This window comes from Stenotrophomonas sp. BIGb0135, assembly GCF_024810105.1.
GTDB classification, from domain to species: Bacteria; Pseudomonadota; Gammaproteobacteria; order Xanthomonadales; family Xanthomonadaceae; genus Stenotrophomonas; species Stenotrophomonas maltophilia_AB.
Genome location: NZ_JANUDX010000002.1, coordinates 457640 through 475727 on the forward strand (window position 1 = coordinate 457640; position 18088 = coordinate 475727).

The following is an 18088-nucleotide window of genomic DNA, read 5'->3' on the forward strand; positions in this document are numbered from 1 at the left end:
CGCCCGGCGCTCATTCCATAACCATTCGATGACAGTGCAGCGACTGTCATATGACGGCCTGGTTACATGCATCCCGGGGTGCCGGTCACAGCGGCTGCAAGGCCGCCGGAACCGTGTACTGGCGACCGTCATAGCGCAGCACGCGGCGCTCGCCTTCCACCGGCGTGTCCTGGTCGTGACAGTCTTCGCCGTCCATCCAGCTGCGCGTGCTGACCCGGCGTTCGCGCAGCACCAGGTCGGCCAGGCCGTTCCTTGCCTGGGGGCCGACCGCCACGGTGCGTGACACCTCGGTGGACTCACCGGCGCAGCGCGTGTCCCATTCGGCCTGGAACCGCCGCACGACGATCGGTGCGCCGAGCACGCGCAGCGCGCCTGCCTGCAGTGCCAGCAGCTGCAACTGCTCTTCGCTGAAGGGATTGGGGCCGGAACCATTGCGTCGCTGCACGCGCAGCCCGAAGGCGAGCGTGCCGGGCGCGAGCTGGTAGCGCGCGGTATCCAGCTGCATGCCGTCGAAGAAGATCGCATCGCTGTCCAGCGCACCGGGCAGCACCGTCCACGCGCGCGGTGCCAGCGTGTCGCTGTCGATCACCATGACCTCCACATCGCCATCGCGAGAATCGTTGTCGCCGCCATCGCGCCACACCGGCGTTGCCAGCAGGGTCAGCTCGGGGCGCGCCGGCCATCGACGGCAGACGCTGGCGGCGGTGTCGCGGCTGTAGCCGAGGCGATCGGGCAGCACGTTGTCCGCCCGCCCCACGTACGCCTCCTCCGCCGCCGCCCGGGCGTCGTGGCAGTCCTGCGCGTGGGCGGGCAGGGCAGCGCCGCACACGGCGGCCAGCAACAGCGACAGGGCGATACGCATCGGATTCCATCCATGGGCAGGGGCGCCCAGCATACCCGCGCATTCCGCGGCGGTAGAGCCACCCCATGGGTGGCTGCACGCGGTGCCGGACAGTAGAGCCACCCCATGGGTGGCTGCACGCGGTGCCGGACAGGTAGAGCCACCCGATGGGTGGCTGCACGCGGTGCCTGAGCGGAGCGCAGCCACCCATCGGGTGGCTCTACAGGGGCACAAAAAAGGGCGCAGCCCAAGCTGCGCCCTTTCTGTCACACCTTTGCCGCAACGCTTACCAGAAGAACTGCAGGCGCGCTTCGAGGATGTTCGGGTCGTCGTTGACGAAGGTGCGGGCGGTGGAGCTGTACTTCTTGCTGTCCACCATCACGTAGTTCAGGGCGAACTTGGTGTTGGAGCGCCAGTAGTAGTTCACGCCCACGGTCCAGATGTCCATCTTGCCGCCCAGCACGCCATCGACGATCGGCGGGCGACCGGCGACCGGGTTGGCCGCCAGGTTGCCGTCGTTGAGGTCCATGTGGTCGTAGCGCGCGCCCAGCTGCCACATGCCACGGCCCGGCTCGTCCGGCAGGCCGGTGGTCGGGGTGCCGCCCTTGTAGCCCCAGGTCTCGCCGCTGATGTTCCACAGGCCGCTGACGTAGTAGCCGTCGCTGCTGTAGTTGTCGTGCGCGTAGCGCTTGGCCTTGCTGGTGTAGTACTCGGCCTGGGCCTTGAACGGGCCGCCGATGTACATCGCTTCGGCGCCGATCGTGCTGACGCGGTCGGTGTCGACCAGGTTGCCGCTGTCGACCAGGCGTGCGGTGGCCAGGTCGGCGTTGGGACGGGCGCGCACGCGCAGGGTGTCCGCGTCGGTGTCGTAGTCGACATAGCTCAGGCCGAAGTGGAGGACCTGGCCCTTGTCGTTGATCGGTGCCCAGGTGCCACGCGCGCCGTAGCCGCTGCCGTGGGCCAGGTTGCGGGTCAGCTCGCGACCGAAGGCGCTGGCGGTGACCGACCAGTTGTTGTCGCCGATGCTGTAGGCGCCGCCGAGGCGACGGGCCACCGCGTAGGTGTTGGTGACCGCGGCCTTGGAGATGAAGTCGTTGTTCTTGGTGCTGGACAGTTCTTCCAGGCTGTTGGGCTGCTTGAACTGGCCGAACTGCACGAAGTGGTTGGCATTGCCGGCCAGCTTGTACTTCAGGTTGGTGTCCAGGAACTTGTCGGCCTTGGCGTCGTAGCCAACCACCCACTCGATGTTGCCCGGGCCCTTGCCCTTGAGCACCAGCTCGGCGCGGCGCAGTTCGAACTCGCTGTCCTTGCCGTTGCCGGCATCGCCGCCGTTGAGGTCGGTCAGGTCGTTGTCGAACCAGTTGCCGTCAGCCTGGACCAGGCCTTCGAAGGTGATCTCCGAGCCGCCGATCACGTCGATGGCCACTTCGGCGTGTGCAGCCGGGACGAACAGCGCAGCCGCAACGGCCGCAGTCAGGAGTTGGCGATGCAGTTTCATGGAGAGCCTTGCAGGCAGGTGGGAAGTTGCTGCGCAGGCTAGTTAGTGAAGATTGCGTAAATATGACAGTTTCGGACAAACCGACGGCCGGCCGGGGCCCAGCCACGTCAGGGCCCGCCATTGATGCCCGACGCAGATGACGGCCGGGTTGCGCGGATATGGCAGTCGCGACCGCGCCTCAGGCGGCGGTTTTCTGCTTGAACCGGCACAGGTCGCGGATCACGCATTGCGGGCAGTCCGGCTTGCGCGCCTTGCACACATAACGCCCGTGCAGGATCAGCCAATGATGGGCATCGAGCAGGAACTCGGCCGGGATCACCTTCACCAGCAGGTCCTCCACCGCGCGCACGTCCTTGCCCGGGGCCAGCCCGGTGCGGTTGGAGACGCGGAAGATGTGGGTGTCCACGGCCATCACCGGCTCGCCGAACGCGGTATTGAGCACCACGTTGGCGGTCTTGCGCCCGACCCCGGGCAACGCTTCCAGCGCGGCGCGGTCGCGCGGCACCTCGCCACCGTGCTGCTGCACCAGCAGCGCGCAGGCGGCGATCACGTTCTTGGCCTTGGCGTTGTACAGCCCGATGGTGGCGATGTATTTCTTCAGGCCGTCCTCGCCCAGGTCGAGGATCGCCTGCGGCGTGTTGGCCACCGGGAACAGTTTGCGCGTGGCCTTGTTGACGCCCACGTCGGTGGCCTGCGCCGACAGCGTGACGGCGACCAGCAGTTCGAACGGCGAGCTGTACTCCAGTTCGGTCTTCGGGTGCGGGTTGAGTTCGCGCAGGCGCGTGAACATTTCGACCACGTCGGCCCGGGGCATGCGCGCGCTGCGCGGCGCAGGCTTGGCCGGCGCGGATGTCTTCACGGTACTCATCAAGGGATTTTTCCGGCGGCCTTGGCTTTGGCGCGCGCCAGGATCGCGGCGGCGGCGGGCGGCAGGGCGGGTTTCAATGCAGGGGTGGGCGCGGGGGGCGCACGCCGCGCGTCCCGTTCGGCGGCGCGACGCGCCAGCCGCTGGCTGCGCTGGCGGTAGCGTTCGCGCGCGGCCCAGGCGCGTTGCAATTGTTGCTGGGCATGCAACAGGCGCGCCGGCAGGTCGGGGTGTCCGGGCAGCAGGTCGACGTCACCGGGCTGCGGCACGTAGTCCATCAGCCCGGCGTCGAGCGCGGCGTCGAGGTCGTCTTCAAGCACCAGGTGCAGCAGGCGCGCGGGCAGGGCGGGATCGGCGTGCGGCATGGTTCAGCGGTTCTGGAACACCGGCGGGCGCCGGGCAAGGAACGCCGCGGTGCCTTCGCGCATGTCTTCGGTGGCGAACATCAGACCGAACTGCGCGCTCTCGTACTCCAGCCCTTCGCCCAGCGCGCATTCGCCGCCGACGTGGATCGCGTCAAGAATGCCGCGCAGCGCCAGCGGCGCGGCCGTGGCCAATTGCGACGCCAGTGCGGCCACGCGTGCGTCCAGTGCCTCCACGCCCACCACTTCATTGACGATGCCCAGCTGCAGGGCGCGTGCGGCGTTGATCGGGCTGCCCAGCAGGCACAGTTCCAGCGCGGCGGCGCGGCCACACAGGCGCAGCAGGCGCTGGCTGCCGCCGAAGCCGGGGATCAATCCCAGATTGATCTCCGGCTGGCCCACGTTGGCCGTGTCCGCGGCGATGCGCAGGTGGCAGGCCATGGCCAGTTCCAGGCCGCCGCCCAGCGCAAAACCGTTGATCCGGGCCAGTACCGGCTTGGGCATGCGTTCGATGCGGCGCATCACCTGCTGGCCCAGCAGGGAGAAGTCACGTCCCTGAACCGGGCTCAATCCGTTCATTTCAGCGATGTCGGCGCCGGCGACGAAGGCCTTCGGCCCGGCCCCGGTCAGCACCACCACGCGCACGCCCGGGTCGGCGGCGGCGTCTGCAAACGCGGCGTCCAGGGCCTCCAGGGTGGCGCGGTTGAGCGCGTTGAGCTTGTCCGGGCGGTTCACGGTGACGGTGCGGACCGCGCCGTCGTCGGCGATCTGGACCGGGGCGGGGGCGATGGGGGCGTCGACCACGGCGGGGCTCCTGAAAACGTTAAAAAAAAGTGATGTTGAACTCTTGAAACGAAGTCAGGTCAGAGCCTGCGTCGTTAGTGGCGGTTCAACGTTGCGGCGGCTATCCTAACCCGTCGCCTCAGGGCGGCCCAACGCGTCCTGAGTTACCACCCCTGGAGAAAAGTTTGATGAAGTTGCGTTCTATCGCGGTCGCCGTCGCGGCCCTGGCCCTGACGGGCAATGCCTTCGCCCAGGACACCTCGTCCGAAAAGGGCAAGCTGAGCTATTACTTCGGTTACGACTACGGTAACAACCTGGCTGAACTCACCTCGCGTGGCGAGCAGCTGGACATCAACTCGGTGGTGAAGGGCCTGCAGGATGCCTACGCCAAGAAGCAGCCGTCGATCACGGCTGAGCAGTTGAAGCCGGCCGTCGAAGCCTTCCAGAAGCGTGAGCAGGGTCGTGCCCAGGCCGCCAAGGCCGAGTACGAAAAGGCTGCCGCTGAAAACAAGACCAAGAGCACCCAGTTCCTGACCGCCAACAAGGCCAAGGCCGGCGTGCAGGCGCTGCCGAGCGGCGTGCAGTACCGCGTGATCGAAGCCGGCAAGGGCGCCAAGCCGACCCAGGCCAGCACCGTGCAGCTGGAAGTCGCCGGCCCGTACCCGTATGGCACCCGTCCGACCGATGCGCGCCCGGCGCAGCAGATTCCGTCGATCAAGGTCAGCGAAGTCGAAATGAAGGCCATGCGCGAAGTGCTGCTGCAGATGCCGGCGGGTTCGAAGTGGGAAGTCACCCTGCCGCCGGAACAGGCTTACGGTGCCGACCCGCGCACCCCGTTCCCGCCGAACGTGGCCGTGCAGTTCGAAATCAAGCTGATCAGCGTCAAGTAAGCAACAGCGGTCAACCAGAACGCGCCGGTAGTTTCTACCGGCGCGTTTTTTGTTTCCGGCATCCACTGCCGTCGCCGCATCCGCCCGCCAATCGCGCTACTGTTGCCCGGTGAATCCCACGGAACGTCCCACCCATGCGATACCCACGCCCTGCATCGGCCTCTGCGCACTGGACCGCGCCGGATACTGCGCGGGCTGCCTGCGCAGCGTGGATGAAATCACCCGCTGGTCAACCATGAGCCGACACGAACAGGACCACCTCATGCAGCACGCGCTGCCGCTGCGCGAGCAGTTGCGGCAGGCACTGCATGGCTCGCCGGTGGAGCACGAACGCCTGCTGCGCGCGCTGCACCCGCTCGATCAACCGCCTGCTGGCGATGGCTGGAACCGCAGCGAACTGAGCGACCTGCTGCCCCCGGGGCCGCCGGTCGAGGCGGCGGTATTGGCCGGCATCGTGCCGCGCGCCAGTGGCGCGCAGGTGATCCTGACCCGGCGCACCGAAACCCTGCGCCAGCACGGGGGCCAGGTCGGTTTTCCCGGCGGACGTACCGAGCCGGACGACCGCGATGCGGTGGCCGCGGCGCTGCGCGAAAGCCAGGAAGAAATCGCCTTGTCGCCCGGGCAGGTGCAGGTGCTGGGGTACCTGGATCCGTTCGTGACCATCACCGGTTACCGGGTGATGCCGGTGGTGGCGGTGATCGATCCTGCGTTCGTGGCGGTACCGCAACCGGAAGAGGTGGCCGACGTGTTCGAAGTACCGCTGGCCTATCTGATGGAGCCGGCCAACCTGCACCAGATCGAGATCAACCACCGCGGCCGCGTCCGCCACGTCCTCGAATACGGCTGGCCCGGCCAGCGCATCTGGGGCGCGACCGCCGCCATCCTCTACAACCTGCGTCGTCGCCTGGAGCAGACCGAATGAATGCCGCCGTTCCCACCTGGACTACCCTGGTCGATGCGGCCGCGCTTGCCGACGTGCTGGGCCGCGACGGAACCCGGGTCATCGATGCGCGCGCCACCGCCAGCACCGCGGTGCGCGTGGTGGATGCGCGGTCCTCGCTGGCCGATCCCCCATCGGGCGCACAGGCGTATGCGCAGGGGCATCTTCCCGGCGCGTTGCATGCCGACCTCAATGGCGACCTCGCCGACATGGACAAGGTCGGCCACGGCCGCCACCCGCTGCCCGACAGCGACGCATTCGCGGCCACCGTCGGCCGTTGGGGCATAGCGCCGGACACCCAGGTGGTCGTGTACGACGCCGGCGACGGCAGCATGGCCGCCGCGCGGCTGTGGTGGTTGCTGCGCCTGCTGGGGCACACCCGCGTGGCGGTGCTGGATGGCGGGCTGGCGGCATGGACGGCGGCAGGGCAGCCGCTCACCCCGGCGCTGCCGGACGTGGCGCCGTTGCCGGCCTACCCTGGCCGCTTCGACCAACGCCAGATCGCCTCGGTGGACGAGATCGCCGCACGGCTGAAACACGCCCCCGGCTGGTTGCTGGACGCGCGCGCCGGCGAGCGCTTCCGTGGTGAGGTGGAACCGCTCGACCCGGTGGCCGGGCATGTGCCTGGCGCGGTCAACCGGCCCTTCGCCTTGAACGTGCACGACGGTCGCCTGCGCCAGGCGGCCGAGCTGCGCGCGGCCCTGCAAGCGTTGATCGGCGCGCATGATCCGCAGCAGGTGGTGTTGATGTGCGGCTCGGGCGTCACTGCCTGCCACCTGCTGCTGGCGATGGAAGTGGCCGGCCTGCACGGTGCCCGGGTCTACGCTGATTCGTGGAGCGGCTGGGTCGGCGATGCCTCGCGCCCGGTTGCCACCGGCGCCTGATCAGCCGCGCAGTTCCTGCAGCGGTGCCGCCGCCAGGACCCGCGGCCAGGGGAACAACGGGCCGGGATCGCGCTTGCGCGGCACGCGCCGCTCGGGATCGTCGCTGGCCACTTCCTCGCGGGTGTCCAGCCACTCGTGGCCGGCGATGTGGCGCAGGCTTGGCACGGCCTGGCACAGGTGCTGCAGCAGGTCGATCAACGCGGCGATCTGCGCATCGGGGTAGGCCTCGTCCATGGCCTGGTGGCGCGAGTCCAGCCAGTGCGGATAGCGCCCGCGGTTGACCAGCTCGATGCCGATCGAGCGCGGGTTGAACCCACTGACATGGTGGGCCACGCGCTCCAGTGCGACGTACTGCACGATGCTGCCGTCGCGGTCGATGTAGAAATGCCCGCTGTTGCCGCTGCCGCTGGCATACAGCACGCGCTCGCCGTACGCGCGGGCCATCGCCAGGTCGGGCAGTTCGGTGCAGTGGATCACCACCAGGTCGATCTGTTCCGGGGCGCGTGCGAGCAGACTGTCCTGGTAGGGCAGGGGCTGCTGGGCGATCGGTGGCGGGGTGCGGTCGGGCATGCGCCGAATGCTAGCATTCCGCCATGACTGCCCACATCCAAACCCGCCCGGTGCACGCATGAGCCGGGGCCACTGCATCCTCTCCCATGGCTTCGAAAGCGGCCCGGACGCCACCAAGGTGACCGCGCTGGCCGAGGTCGCCCAACGCCTGGGCTGGACCCACGAACGCCCCGACTACACCGACCTGGACGCGATGCGCGAGGTCAGCAGCGTCGGCGACGTGCGCGCCCGTCTGCAGCGCCTGCTGGCGCGGGCGACCGAGGCGGCGGCGGAGGGCCCGGTGGTGCTGGCCGGTTCCAGCCTGGGGGCCTACATCTCGGCCATCGCGTCGCTGCAGGTGCCCACCCGCGGCCTGTTCCTGATGGTGCCGCCTACCAGCATGGGCCCGATGCCGGCGCTGGAGGCCGCCAAGGTGCCCACCAGCGTGGTCCACGCCTGGCACGACGAACTGATCCCGGCCGCCCAGGTGATCGCCTGGGCCCAGGCGCGCTCGGCGCGGCTGCTGCTGGTCGATGACGGGCACCGCCTCAACAACCACGTGGCCGCGTCGGCGACCGCGTTCGAGGAACTGCTGCGGTCGCTTTGACCGGGGCGTGAGGGCGCCTGCCCACGGCCGGCATCACCCGTGTCAGGCGCCTGGGACGGCTCGCGTCCGGCGCCGTGCCCGGCCGCATCCCGGCGATTCCGTCCCGGTCACGTACAATGCCCCTCCTGGCGCCTGCGCCAGGCCGCGTGCCGTGCCCGAGGGCACCCCCTTCCGCTGACCTGCGATACCGATTCCGTGAAATTCTTTGTTTCCTGCGCCAAGGGCCTGGAGTACCTGCTCGCCGACGAACTGCTGGCGCTCGGCCTGGACAAGGCCACCGCCACCATCGCCGGCGTCAACGCCGAAGGCGAGCTGCCGCAGGCGCTGCAGGTGGTGTTGTGGTCGCGGCTGGCCAGCCGCGTGCTGTGGCCGCTGGCCGAGTTCGACTGCCCCGACGAAGGCTCGCTGTACCAGGGCGTGTCGGGCATGGCGTGGGAGCAGCACATCAGCCCCGAGTTGACCCTCTCGGTGGACGCGCACGTGTCCGGCACCGAGATCACCCACGCGCGCTTCGCCGCGCAGCGGGTCAAGGACGGCGTGGTCGACAGCCTGCGCTCGCAGGGCCTGGAGCGGCCGTCGGTGAACACCGAGTTCCCCGACGTGCGCATCAACCTGTCGCTGCGCAAGGGCCGGGCCACGATCTCGATCGACCTGGGCGGTGGCCCGATGCATCGCCGTGGCTGGCGCATGGCGCAGAACGATGCGCCGCTGAAGGAAAACCTGGCCGCCGCCGTGTTGCTGCGCGCCAACTGGCCGAAGATCCACCGCGAAGGCGGCGGCCTGCTCGACCCGATGTGCGGCAGCGGCACGCTGCTGATCGAAGGCGCGCTGATGGCCGCCGACGTCGCCCCGGGCCTGCAGCGCCACGGCAGCATCCCGCCGAGCCGCTGGCTTGGCTTTGATCGCGACGCCTGGAACACCCTGCTGGCCGACGCGCGCGCGCGCGAGACGGCCGGCCTGGCCGCGCTCAAGCAGGTGATCCATGGCAGCGACGTGGACCCGCATGCGATCCATGCCGCCAAGCAGAACGCGGAAACCGCCGGGGTCGCGCATGCGATCTGGTTCGGCGTGCGCGACATCGCCGACGTGCAGGTGCCGCCGCAGGAGACCGGCTGCGTGGTCTGCAACCCGCCCTACGATGAGCGCCTGGCCGCCGACGCGGTGCTCTACCGCCGCCTGGGCGACGCGCTCAAGCGTGCGGTGCCGCAGTGGCGTGCCAGCCTGTTGTGCGGCAGTGCCGACCTGGCCTTCGCCACCGGCCTGCGCGCCAACAAGAAGTACCAGCTGTTCAATGGCGCGATCGAGTGCGCGCTGATCGTCTGCGACCCGATCGCGGTGCCGCAGCGCGAGAACGCCGGCCAGCCGCGCGAGCTCAGCGAAGGCGCGCAGATGGTAGCCAACCGCCTGCGCAAGAACATCAAGAAGTTCAAGAACTGGCGCGCCCGCGAGGCCATCACCTGCTATCGCGTCTACGACGCCGACCTGCCCGAGTACGCGGCGGCCATCGACGTGTACGAAGAAGATGCCGGCGCCCGCCGCACCTTCCTGCACGTGCAGGAATATGCCGCCCCGGCGACCATCCCCGACGTGGACGTGCGCCGCCGTCGCAACGAGTTGTTGTCGGCCGCACGCGAGGTGTTCCAGGTGCCGGCCGAGCAGGTTGCGCTGAAGTCGCGCGAACGCGGCAAGGGCGGCAGCAAGTACGGTCGTTTCGAACAGCGCGGCGAGTTCGTGCTGGTCCGCGAGAACGACGCGCTGCTGCGGGTGAACCTGTTCGACTACCTCGATACCGGCCTGTTCCTGGACCATCGCCCGCTGCGCTGGCACATGGCCCAGGAAGCGATCGGCAAGCGCTTCCTCAACCTGTTCTGCTACACCGGCGTGGCCAGCGTGCAGGCCGCGGTCGCCGGCGCGGCATCGACCACCAGCGTGGACCTGTCCGGCACCTACCTGCAGTGGTGCGCCGACAACCTGGCGCTGAACGGCAAGGGCGGCAGCGCCCACCAGTTGATCCAGGCCGATGCACTGGCCTGGCTGGAAGCCGAGCGCCATCGCTTCGACGTGATCTTCTGCGATCCGCCGACCTTCTCCAATTCCGCGCGCGCCGAAGACTTCGACGTGCAGCGCGAACACGTGCGCCTGCTGCGCGCGGCCGTGGCGCGGTTGAGTCCGGAGGGCGTGCTGTACTTCTCCAACAACTTCCGCCGTTTCAAGCTGGACGAAGACGCGATCAGGGAATTCGCCGAGTGCAAGGAGATCTCCGCCGACACCATCGGTGAGGATTTCGAACGCAACCCGCGCATCCATCGCGCCTGGGAACTGCGCCGCTACAGCGCATGACGGACGGGGCCGCCATGGACGATCGCCCCCTCCACGCCGACGGCCTCCTCCTGCGTCCTTTCGAGGAGGCCGATGCCGCCGCGTTCGCGGCGTCGGTGCGCGAGTCGGCCCTGGGCATGCAGCGCTGGATGCCGTGGTCTTCAGCCGATTACAGCGCCGACCAGGCGCTGCAGTGGTTCGACGCCTGCCGCGATGGCTGGGCGGCAGGCTCGGCCTGCGAGTACGGGATATTCGAGCAGGACACGGCCGCGTTTGTCGGCGGCGCGGGATTGAACAAGATCCAGCACGATCCCCGGTTCTGCAACCTGGGCTACTGGGTGCGGCAGTCCTGCCGTGGCCAGGGCGTGGCGCCCCGCGTTGTCCGGGCACTGGCTGCCCAGGCGTTCGGGCCGCTGGGCCTGCAACGGGTGGAGATCGTGGTGGCGGTGGGCAACCTGGCCAGCGAACGGGTGGCGGTGAAGTCCGGCGCATTGCGCGAAGGCGTGGCGCGCAACCGGCTGGTCATCGACGGTCGTCCTGCCGACGCGCACATGTTTTCACTCGTTCCCTGACCGGGTAACCCCGTTGCGCCGGGCACAGCCCGGCACGACGTGCAGATCCCTGATCCGCCACGCCTGACCGGCGGCTGGTTGACCCCGTAGAGCCGACCGTTGGTCGGCTGCTGTCCGCGCAACATCGATTGCCGGGCACAGCCCGGCACGACGTGCAGATCCCTGATCCGCCACGCCTGCCCGGTGGCCGGTTGATCCCGTAGAGCCGACCGTTGGTCGGCTGCTCTCCGCGCAACATCGATTGCCGGGCACAGCCCGGCACGACGTGCAGATCCCTCATCCCCAACGCCTGCCCGGCGGCTGGCTGACCCGTAGAGCCGACCGTTGGTCGGCTGCTCTCCACGCAACATCGATCACCGGGCACAGCCCGGCACGACGCCTCAGCGCGCGACCACCGCCACCACCAGTCCCACCAGCGGCAACACCCACGCCAGCGGCGCGATCCAGCGCGGTCGGAACGGGTACAGGCCAAAGGCGATCAGCATGCCGCTGACCGTCATCGCCCCCAGCCACAGCACCGGGCCGGCGGCCCAGCCGTGGTCCCATACGCACAGCCCGAAGCCCAGCGCCAGCAGCGTCCAGCCCAGCCAGCGCCACAGCCGCATGCGCGCAGGCGTGGCTGCCGCCTTGCCGTGCAGGTCGAGCTGGTGCTTGTCCATTGCCAGCGACAACGCGGTGAAGGACGAGAAGCACACGGCGATCGCCAGCAGCATCATGCGTTGACCTCCGTGCCCGCGCTTGCCTGGGCCTTGGCTGCCGCCGCCGTGGCCGCCTGGCGCTTCTTCTTCTCGGCCGCGCTCAGCGCCGGCTGCCAGCGCTGCATGCGCAGGCCGCAGTACGCCAACATGGCGCCGAAGGCGAGCATCACCAGGTCGAACCCGGCCAGCACCCAGTCACCGTTGCGCAGGGTCACGCCCAGGTGCGCGTGGGTGGTGAGCGCGTTGACCACCGGGATCAACGCGAACAGCGCCGCGCCCAGGTACAGCTGCCATGCCCACATCAGCCGTTTCGGCCAGAGGAAGGCGGCCAGCAGCGCCGCGCCCCATGCGTAGAAGAAGACGTTGGCTTCCGCATCGGCGCGTTCGGCAAGCTGCACGGGCAACAGCCGGTTGCCCAGGAAGTAGGCCGCAAACGCGATCGGCAGGCCGGCCACCGCGCCGATGTTGAGCGCGTCCACCAGGCGCAGGCCGACGCCGATCCTGCCGGACTTGGCATGCTTGGGCCGTTCCTTCACCGCCCACAGGACCACGCCGCTGGCCACCATCAGGCAGCCGATCAGCCCGGACACGAAGAACAGCGCGCGCAGCCCCCAATCGGCGAAGCGCGCCAGGTGCAGGCCGTACATCACCCCGCGGGTCTGGGTGGCGCCACCGGACAGCGGGCTGGCCTCGATCAGCGTTCCGTTCACCGCGTCATAGCGCAGCGATGGGGTATCCACCGACAGGCGCTTGCCGTCGCGCTGGTACACATCGATCACCGCATTGGCGCCGCCGGGGTGGTACAGCGTGAACCCGCTGACCTGCGCGCCCTTCCATTCCGCGCGCGCAGCGTCCAGCAGCTGCTGGATCGGCAGCGCGGTGGCGGTGCCTTCGGTCGGGGTGTCGATGTCGGCCAGGCGCGCGAAGGCCTCGCTGAAGAACGCCTCCTCGTCCTTGGGGTAGGCCACGTTCACCCCCCACGGCAGGTACATGAACATCAGCGTGACGATGCCGGTGTAGGTGATCATCGCGTGGTAGGGCAGGGCCATCACCGCGCTGACGTTATGGAAGTCCAGCCACGACCGCAGGCCCTTGTCCTTGCGGAAGGTGAAGAAGTCCTTGAAGATTTTCTTGTGGGTGATCACCCCGGTGATGATCGCCACCAGCATGAACATCGCGCAGAAGCCGACCAGGTAGCGGGCCCACAGCACCGGGATGTAGTGCAGGTCGAAATGCAGGCGGTAGAAGAAATCGCCGCCGCGGGTTTCGCGCGCGGCCACTTCCTCACCCGTGCCCGGGTCGACGGTGGCGTCGCCGAAGCGCCCGCCGCCGCGGCGACGGCGCTTCTCGCCCTCGGCCGGTGGCTTGACCATCGATTCGGGGTTGCGCCAGAACATCCGCATCGCCGGGTTGCGCGGGTCGGGCAGGGTCACGTTCCAGCTTTCGGCCTGCGGTGCCTTGTGCTGCAGGAACGCGATCGCGCGCTCGGCGGCCACCTCGCTGGTGACCGTACTGCGCGGCAACTCCGGGCGCATCCAGCGGCTGATCTCCTCGCGGTAGTAGCTGGCGGTGCCGGCCATGAAGATCAGCAGCAGCAGCCAGCCGACCAGCAACCCGGTCCAGGTGTGCAGCCAGGCCATCGACTGGCGGAATCCGTTCTTCATGCGCTGGTCCTCAGCAGGGCGGTGCCGATCCAGAACGCGGCGGTCGGCAGGGCGATGCCCACCCAGGCGCGCAGCGCGGTGCGGGTGGCAAAGGCCCACAGGGCCGCGCAGGCGCACAGCACGATGGCCACCATCATGCCGGTCAGGACGGCCTGCCCGCGCGCGATCGGCAGGGCTACGGCGAAGAACATCGAACAGGTTGCCGCCAGCGCATAGCCACCGAAGATGGCGGCCAGCGAGCGCGACAGCACCCCCGACCAGGGGCGGGCGAAGAAACGTCCGAAACGGCTGAACCAGCTGGCGTCAGGCGTGCTGTCCACGGGAACCTGCCATGTAGAGTCGATCAACGGACATCACCGGCCGCGGCCGGTGATGCATGGAATAGTGGCCGTCCATGGCCGTGTCGCTGCACAGGGCAACGTTCCCTTGGAGAACGGTTACAGCGTCCAGCGCAGGGTCGCCATCACGTTGCGCGGCTCGCCCCAGTACACGCCGTTGTAGAAACCGACGTTGCTGTAGTACTTCTTGTCGAGCAGGTTGTTGATGTTGAGCTGCGCCGAAAAATTCGGGGTGAAGCGATAGCCGGCGAACACGTTGACCAGGTAGAACGCGTCCTGGGTGATCAGCGCCGATTCGGTGCGGCCGCTGGTCAGGTAATCGGCGCGGGGCTTGGTGCTGTTGCGGTAGATCCTGCTCTGCCAGGTCACCCCGCCGCCCAGCGACAGCCGGTTTCCCGCAACGCCCGGGCGCCAGCTGGTGTTGAGGCGGAAGGTGTCCACCGGGTTGGTGGTGTTCTGTGCCACGCCGGCCTGGTTACGCACGGTGGTGTGGGCAAAGCCACCGGAGATGTTCCAGGTCTCGGTGATGCTGCCCTGGGTTTCCAGCTCCCAGCCCTTGACCTTGTTGCCCTTGCCGGTGGAGCGGTAGGCATCGGTGCCATCGGGCAACGCACCCGGCGGTACCGAATCGTCCACCTCGGCCACGTTGTCCTTCTCGCCCTTGAATACCGCAGCCGACGCATTGAGGCGACCGCCGAAGAACTCGCCCTTCAGGCCGGCTTCCCACATGTCGCCGACCACCGGCTCGAGGTAGCTGTTGTTGCGGTCGCGGTAGTTCTGCGGCTGGAAGATGTCGGTGTAGCTGACATAGGCGCTGAGATCGCGGCTGACGTCGTAGATCACGCCCAGGTAGGGCGTGAGCGAATCGTCGGGCTTGTAGCCGCCGCGGGTGGTGCCGGTGAGCCTGCCGGCCTCGTCGTGGGTGTAGGCCCAGGTGCGGGTTTCCCAGCTGCCGTACCGCGCGCCGACCACCGCCAGCAGCGGGTCGGCCAACTGCAGGCGCGCAGCCAGGTAGGCGGCCTTCTGCTTGAGTTCGTTTTCCGAGGACAGCCAGTCGTAACGGGTCACCGGCAGCGGGGGGACATCGCCGGTCCAATGCCGCCAGTCCGGGACCTGGTCGTAGGCGCCGGTGTAGTCGTAGTCGGCGGCGGGCACTTCGCCCTTGCGCACCGACTGGCCGATGCCGACCACCAGCTCATGTTCGCGGCCGAACAACTGGAACGGGCCGCTCGCATTGAGGTCGAACACGTTCATCCGGCTGCGCTCGGCGAAGTGCGAGATGAAGCCGGACACGCCGGTGCCGTCCGCGCGCGGATAGCCCGAGGCGCCGTACCAGACGTCGCCGTCGGTATCGCGTTTGGCTTGGGTGGCGGCCGCCTTGAGCGACCAGCCGTTGCCCAGCTGCTGTTCCAGCCGCGCGAAGGTGGTCTTCTCCACGATCGGCCAGCTGCTCCAGGTGGCGGACAGGTTGGTCGAGCGCGGCAGGTTGGCCGGTTTGCCATCGGCGCCCCAGTACGGCACCACGCCCCAGGTGACGCCGGTGGTCCTGGGCGACTGGTAGTCATAGCCCACTTCCAGCAGGGTACGGTCGCCGAGGTCGGCCTGGACGATGCCGTAGAACACGTCCTTGTCCAGCGCGTAGACATCACGGAACGAATCGCTCTGCTGCTTGGCGGCGACAAAACGTGCACGCACGCGCCCCTCCAGCGCGATCGGGCCGCCGATGTCCGCTTCCAGGCGCTGGTTGCCCCAGCGGCCCACGGTGAGCCCGGCGCTCATCGCCACGTCGGTGGTCGGGCGCTTGCGCACCATGTTGATCGTGCCCGAGGGGTCGCCAGCGCCGGTGGTCAGGCCGGTGGCGCCGCGCACCACGTCAATGCGTTCGTAGATCACGCTGTCGGTGTTGGTCTTGAGCGACCCGCCGAACGTGTTGAGCATGCCGTCGATCTGGAAGTTGTTGATGGCATAGCCACGCGAGATGTAGCTGATGCGCTCGCTGTCGGTGACCGAGACATGCACGCCGGTGACCTGGCCCATCACGTCCGACAGCGCGTACAGGCCCATGTCATCCAGGCGCTGTCGGGTGACCACGGTCACCGACTGCGGCGTGTGGCGCAGCGACAGGTCCAGCTTGGTCGCGGTGCGCGCCTGCTTGACCGTGTACGAGGTGGGGATATCGCCGTCGGCGGTGACCTTGACCGTGTCCAGCGTGGTGGCGTCGGCCGGCGCGGCGTCTGCCAGCGCCATGGGGGCATGCCCGGCAAGCGCGGCGAGCAGGGCAAGGGCGAGCAGCGACGGTCGGGACGGCGGCGAGGCAGGTGCGGCAGACATGTCAGGCATTCCTAAGGGGTGAAGTGGCGTCAATGCAATCCATTGCGGGCCGCGCCGGGCGCGACGCCACGTTGCCGGCGGCAACACCGGCAGGTACGGAATCGAAGCAGGGGATGTACGCGGGGCGCAGGCGGCGAGGCACGCAGGGTGGCGTCGGAGCCGATGGGCTGGGCGTACACCCATTGCCTGAATGATAGTCATTATCATTTCGTTCGGCAAGCGTCCTGCATGGGTTCGACACGTCGGCGTGGCCATACTGGCGTCCCCGAACACAACAGGAAAATCGATGAGCGATCCGGTGGCGCTGCCTGCAATCGATGGGCGCTCGCCTGCGCAACTGGCCGGCGACGAGGCCTGGTGGGGGCAGGTGCGCGCGCTGTACGACCTCACCGACGAGGTGGTCATGCTCGACAACGGCTACTGGGGGGCGATGGCGCGGCCGGTGCTGCACGCCTACCAGCAGGCCACGGCCACGGTGAACGCCGGCAACGCCTGGTTCGGGCGGCTGGCGTTCCCGCCGCTGTTCGACCAGGCCCGCGTGCAGCTGGCCGAGGCCCTCGGCGTGGAGACCGATGAGATCGTGCTCACCCGCGGCGCCACCGAGGCGATGCAGGCATTGATCGGCGGCTACAACGCGCTGGCCCCGGGGGACGGCGTGCTGTACGCCGATACCGACTACGACAGCATGATCGCGGCGATGCAGTGGTTGCGGGCGCGCCGCGGGGTGGAGGTGCAGCACATCGCGCTGCCCGAGCCATTCGACCATGACAGTGTGATCGAGGCCTATCGCCAGGCGCTGGCGCGCTACCCGCGCACGCGGCTGTTGCTGCTTACCCAGGTCAACCACCGCAACGGCATGCTGCTGCCGGTGGCCGAGATCGCCGCGATGGCGCGTGCCGCAGGCGTGGAGGTGATGCTGGATGCCGCGCATGGCATCGGCCAGGTGGAGACGCCGCTGCGCGCACTCGGCGTGGATTTCGTCGGCATCAACCTGCACAAGTGGATCGGTGCGCCGGTGGGGATGGGGGCGATGTACGTGCGCCGTGGCCGCGTACGTGACCTCGACCCCTACATGGGCGAAGCCGACCACGATGACATCGGTACCCGCATCCACACCGGCACGGTCAACTTCGCCGCCTACCTGGCGCTGCCGGTCGCGCTTGAACTGCACCAGCGGATCGGCGTGGCCAACAAGCGCGCCCGCCTGCTGTACCTGCGCAACCGCTGGCTGGAGGCGCTGGCCGGGGACGATCGCGTGCAACTGCTGGCATCGCCCGACCCGCGCCTGTCCAGCGCGATCGCGTCCTTCCGCCTGCGCGGGCAGGCCAGCATGGCCGCCAACACGGCCACCGCCGAGCGCATGGTCCGGCAGTCCGGTGTGTTCGTGGTGCCGCGCGACGGGCTGGCCTCCGGTGCCTGCCTGCGCGCCACCCCGGGCATCTTCAGCACGCCGGCGCAGATGGACGCGCTGGTGGCGGCGGTGCGGGCGCTCAGCGCGTCGCGCACGCCTTCTTGATCTCGTCGTCGATGCGCGGCGGCGGTGCGCGCCCGAAGGCCTCGCTGATCTCGCGGCGCATGCGCAGGTCCTCGCATTTCTCCGGGTCCACCGCGCCATCGATGACGGTGCCACGCACCGCCGGCTGGCCCCGGCCGGCGTCGGCCTGCATGCGCCGGCGCGCGTCGTACAGCTCGCGCTGGGCGCGGCTGCGCTCTTCCCAGGTGAGGTTGGGGTCCTTGGTGATCGGCCGGGTCACGCCGGTATCGTGCTCGGGCGCGCAGGGCACGGTCTGGTAGCTGGTCTGGCCGCCGGCCAGGCATTTGTAGACGCGCCCGGCATGGGCGCTGCCGGCCAGCGCACACAGCGCCAGCACGAAAATGGTTCGTCGCATGATTCCCCCTGTGGGCCACTCCGGCCCGGAATGCGCGGCAGAATACGCGAACCATTTC

Annotated in this window: 18 protein-coding genes; 7 read left to right on the plus strand and 11 right to left on the minus strand. The window is 68.8% G+C overall.

The annotated features are described in order from the left end of the window. Positions 1 to 85: 85 nt before the first annotated feature. From M2421_RS06470 to M2421_RS06490, 5 genes are all read right to left on the minus strand, one after another. A complete protein-coding gene (locus tag M2421_RS06470; protein ID WP_259204274.1) occupies positions 86 to 862 on the minus strand; it encodes a hypothetical protein in 777 nt (258 codons plus the stop codon). A 265-nt stretch (positions 863 to 1127) separates the two neighbouring features. Next, on the minus strand, positions 1128 to 2339 hold the full coding sequence (locus tag M2421_RS06475) for an OprO/OprP family phosphate-selective porin (RefSeq protein ID WP_259204275.1): 1212 nt from the start codon (positions 2337 to 2339) through the stop codon (positions 1128 to 1130). Positions 2340 to 2517: 178 nt separating this feature from the next. Beyond that, positions 2518 to 3207, minus strand: a complete 690-nt coding sequence (gene nth / locus M2421_RS06480) for an endonuclease III (RefSeq protein WP_259204278.1) — start codon at positions 3205 to 3207, stop codon at positions 2518 to 2520. After that, positions 3207 to 3569 (minus strand): hypothetical protein, encoded by a 363-nt coding sequence (locus tag M2421_RS06485; RefSeq protein WP_259204279.1) that lies wholly within the window; start codon positions 3567 to 3569, stop codon positions 3207 to 3209. Before M2421_RS06485 ends, nth begins: the two co-directional genes overlap by 1 nt. Positions 3570 to 3572: 3 nt before the next feature. Continuing rightward, positions 3573 to 4355 (minus strand): enoyl-CoA hydratase-related protein, encoded by a 783-nt coding sequence (locus tag M2421_RS06490; RefSeq protein WP_259205021.1) that lies wholly within the window; start codon positions 4353 to 4355, stop codon positions 3573 to 3575. A 182-nt stretch (positions 4356 to 4537) separates the two neighbouring features. Between M2421_RS06490 and M2421_RS06495 the strand changes: the two genes are divergently transcribed. The 3 genes from M2421_RS06495 (at position 4538) to M2421_RS06505 (ending at position 7063) form a co-directional block, all read left to right on the plus strand. Beyond that, complete coding sequence (locus M2421_RS06495; RefSeq protein WP_259204280.1) at positions 4538 to 5239, plus strand: FKBP-type peptidyl-prolyl cis-trans isomerase N-terminal domain-containing protein; 702 nt, start codon at positions 4538 to 4540, stop codon at positions 5237 to 5239. A gap of 139 nt (positions 5240 to 5378) precedes the next feature. Beyond that, on the plus strand, positions 5379 to 6161 hold the full coding sequence (locus M2421_RS06500) for a CoA pyrophosphatase (RefSeq protein WP_259205022.1): 783 nt from the start codon (positions 5379 to 5381) through the stop codon (positions 6159 to 6161). Then, positions 6158 to 7063 (plus strand): sulfurtransferase, encoded by a 906-nt coding sequence (locus M2421_RS06505; protein WP_259204281.1) that lies wholly within the window; start codon positions 6158 to 6160, stop codon positions 7061 to 7063. The genes M2421_RS06500 and M2421_RS06505 overlap by 4 nt, the downstream gene beginning before the upstream one ends. Here M2421_RS06505 and M2421_RS06510 read toward each other — a convergent pair whose 3' ends face one another. Next, on the minus strand, positions 7064 to 7633 hold the full coding sequence (locus tag M2421_RS06510; protein ID WP_259204282.1) for an N-acetylmuramoyl-L-alanine amidase: 570 nt from the start codon (positions 7631 to 7633) through the stop codon (positions 7064 to 7066). It lies immediately after the preceding gene. A gap of 58 nt (positions 7634 to 7691) precedes the next feature. Here M2421_RS06510 and M2421_RS06515 point away from each other — a divergent pair, with 58 nt between their 5' ends. The 3 genes from M2421_RS06515 (at position 7692) to M2421_RS06525 (ending at position 11110) form a co-directional block, all read left to right on the plus strand. Continuing rightward, positions 7692 to 8219: a hypothetical protein gene (locus M2421_RS06515; RefSeq protein WP_259204283.1), complete on the plus strand. Its 528-nt coding sequence runs from the start codon at positions 7692 to 7694 to the stop codon at positions 8217 to 8219. Positions 8220 to 8414: 195 nt separating this feature from the next. After that, a complete protein-coding gene (gene rlmKL, locus M2421_RS06520) occupies positions 8415 to 10559 on the plus strand; it encodes a bifunctional 23S rRNA (guanine(2069)-N(7))-methyltransferase RlmK/23S rRNA (guanine(2445)-N(2))-methyltransferase RlmL (protein WP_259204286.1) in 2145 nt (714 codons plus the stop codon). A gap of 14 nt (positions 10560 to 10573) precedes the next feature. Continuing rightward, the gene (locus M2421_RS06525) at positions 10574 to 11110 is read left to right on the plus strand and encodes a GNAT family protein (RefSeq protein WP_259204287.1); all 537 of its coding nucleotides are present in this window, start codon (positions 10574 to 10576) and stop codon (positions 11108 to 11110) included. A 380-nt stretch (positions 11111 to 11490) separates the two neighbouring features. Here the strand turns inward: M2421_RS06525 and M2421_RS06530 are convergent, their stop codons facing one another. The 4 genes from M2421_RS06530 to M2421_RS06545 all read right to left on the minus strand — a co-directional run bounded on the left by M2421_RS06530 (position 11491) and on the right by M2421_RS06545 (position 16141). Further along, positions 11491 to 11826 (minus strand): DUF3325 domain-containing protein, encoded by a 336-nt coding sequence (locus tag M2421_RS06530; RefSeq protein WP_259204288.1) that lies wholly within the window; start codon positions 11824 to 11826, stop codon positions 11491 to 11493. Beyond that, positions 11823 to 13472, minus strand: a complete 1650-nt coding sequence (locus M2421_RS06535) for a PepSY-associated TM helix domain-containing protein (RefSeq protein ID WP_259204289.1) — start codon at positions 13470 to 13472, stop codon at positions 11823 to 11825. The genes M2421_RS06530 and M2421_RS06535 overlap by 4 nt, the downstream gene beginning before the upstream one ends. Beyond that, complete coding sequence (locus M2421_RS06540) at positions 13469 to 13792, minus strand: DUF3649 domain-containing protein (protein WP_259204290.1); 324 nt, start codon at positions 13790 to 13792, stop codon at positions 13469 to 13471. The genes M2421_RS06535 and M2421_RS06540 overlap by 4 nt, the downstream gene beginning before the upstream one ends. A 117-nt stretch (positions 13793 to 13909) precedes the next feature. Continuing rightward, entirely contained in the window at positions 13910 to 16141 is a 2232-nt protein-coding gene (locus M2421_RS06545; protein WP_259204292.1) for a TonB-dependent siderophore receptor, read from the minus strand. Between the two features lie 286 nt (positions 16142 to 16427). Between M2421_RS06545 and M2421_RS06550 the strand changes: the two genes are divergently transcribed. Continuing rightward, a complete protein-coding gene (locus M2421_RS06550; RefSeq protein WP_259204293.1) occupies positions 16428 to 17657 on the plus strand; it encodes an aminotransferase class V-fold PLP-dependent enzyme in 1230 nt (409 codons plus the stop codon). Here M2421_RS06550 and M2421_RS06555 read toward each other — a convergent pair. Continuing rightward, positions 17632 to 18030, minus strand: coding sequence for a DUF4124 domain-containing protein (locus tag M2421_RS06555; RefSeq protein ID WP_259204294.1), 399 nt, complete (start codon positions 18028 to 18030; stop codon positions 17632 to 17634). The genes M2421_RS06550 and M2421_RS06555 overlap by 26 nt on opposite strands. Positions 18031 to 18088 lie beyond the last annotated feature (58 nt).

Coding starts and splice junctions, on each gene's coding strand:
- M2421_RS06525 (WP_259204287.1), top strand. CDS start 10,574: ATGGACGATCGCCCCCTCCACGCCGACGGCCTCCTCCTGCGTCCTTTC.
- M2421_RS06555 (WP_259204294.1), bottom strand. CDS start 18,030: ATGCGACGAACCATTTTCGTGCTGGCGCTGTGTGCGCTGGCCGGCAGC.
- M2421_RS06535 (WP_259204289.1), bottom strand. CDS start 13,472: ATGAAGAACGGATTCCGCCAGTCGATGGCCTGGCTGCACACCTGGACC.
- M2421_RS06485 (WP_259204279.1), bottom strand. CDS start 3,569: ATGCCGCACGCCGATCCCGCCCTGCCCGCGCGCCTGCTGCACCTGGTG.
- M2421_RS06510 (WP_259204282.1), bottom strand. CDS start 7,633: ATGCCCGACCGCACCCCGCCACCGATCGCCCAGCAGCCCCTGCCCTAC.
- M2421_RS06495 (WP_259204280.1), top strand. CDS start 4,538: ATGAAGTTGCGTTCTATCGCGGTCGCCGTCGCGGCCCTGGCCCTGACG.
- M2421_RS06545 (WP_259204292.1), bottom strand. CDS start 16,141: ATGTCTGCCGCACCTGCCTCGCCGCCGTCCCGACCGTCGCTGCTCGCC.
- M2421_RS06475 (WP_259204275.1), bottom strand. CDS start 2,339: ATGAAACTGCATCGCCAACTCCTGACTGCGGCCGTTGCGGCTGCGCTG.
- M2421_RS06550 (WP_259204293.1), top strand. CDS start 16,428: ATGAGCGATCCGGTGGCGCTGCCTGCAATCGATGGGCGCTCGCCTGCG.
- M2421_RS06530 (WP_259204288.1), bottom strand. CDS start 11,826: ATGATGCTGCTGGCGATCGCCGTGTGCTTCTCGTCCTTCACCGCGTTG.
- M2421_RS06505 (WP_259204281.1), top strand. CDS start 6,158: ATGAATGCCGCCGTTCCCACCTGGACTACCCTGGTCGATGCGGCCGCG.
- M2421_RS06515 (WP_259204283.1), top strand. CDS start 7,692: ATGAGCCGGGGCCACTGCATCCTCTCCCATGGCTTCGAAAGCGGCCCG.
- M2421_RS06470 (WP_259204274.1), bottom strand. CDS start 862: ATGCGTATCGCCCTGTCGCTGTTGCTGGCCGCCGTGTGCGGCGCTGCC.
- nth (WP_259204278.1), bottom strand. CDS start 3,207: ATGAGTACCGTGAAGACATCCGCGCCGGCCAAGCCTGCGCCGCGCAGC.